Below are 823 nucleotides of genomic sequence, written 5' to 3'. Positions count from 1 at the left end.
AGTCTTCCCTTGTTATTGTGTAGCCAGAATGCCGCAAAACTTCCATGCCTAAGCGAACTGTTGAGAGTACGTTTCGATTTCTGACTGTGTTAGCCTGGAAGTGCTTGTCCCAACCTTGTTTCTGAGCATGAACGCCCGCAAGCCAACATGTTAGTTGAAGCATCAGGGCGATTAGCAGCATGATATCAAAACGCTCTGAGCTGCTCGTTCGGCTATGGCGTAGGCCTAGTCCGTAGGCAGGACTTTTCAAGTCTCGGAAGGTTTCTTCAATCTGCATTCGCTTCGAATAGATATTAACAAGTTGTTTGGGTGTTCGAATTTCAACAGGTAAGTTAGTTGCTAGAATCCATGGCTCCTTTGCCGACGCTGAGTAGATTTTAGGTGACGGGTGGTGACAATGAGTCCGTGTCGAGCGCTGATTTTTTCGGCCTTTAGAGCGAGATTTATACAATAGAATTTGGCATGAGATTGGATTGCTTTTAGTCAGCCTCTTATAGCCTAAAGTCTTTGAGTGACTAGATGACATATCATGTAAGTTGCTGATAGGTTTCCAGTTTTCCGCTCCTAGGTCTGCATATTGTACTTTTCCTCTTACTCGACTTAACCAGTACCAACCCAGCTTCTCAACGGATTTATACCATGGCACTTTAAAGCCAGCATCACTGACAATGAGCGGTGTGGTGTTACTCGGTAGAATGCTCGCAAGGTCGGCTAGAAATTGGTCATGAGCTTTCTTTGAACATTGCTCTGAAAGCGGGAACGCTTTCTCATAAAGAGTAACAGAACGACCGTGTAGTGCGACTGAAGCTCGCAATACCATAAG

General features: G+C 45.2%; 1 protein-coding gene. It reads right to left on the bottom strand.

What is annotated here, in order from left to right; translation table 11 throughout:
- On the bottom strand, positions 1–823 hold an 823-nt coding region (locus BEB54_RS28105), incomplete at both ends, for an IS4-like element ISVsa5 family transposase (RefSeq protein WP_000675046.1).

The organism is Escherichia sp. MOD1-EC6021, from assembly GCF_002965245.1.
In the GTDB taxonomy this organism is placed as follows: domain Bacteria; phylum Pseudomonadota; class Gammaproteobacteria; order Enterobacterales; family Enterobacteriaceae; genus Escherichia; species Escherichia coli_F.
Note: the sequence above shows the minus strand (reverse complement) of the source record. Positions and strands in the feature narration are given on the sequence as shown.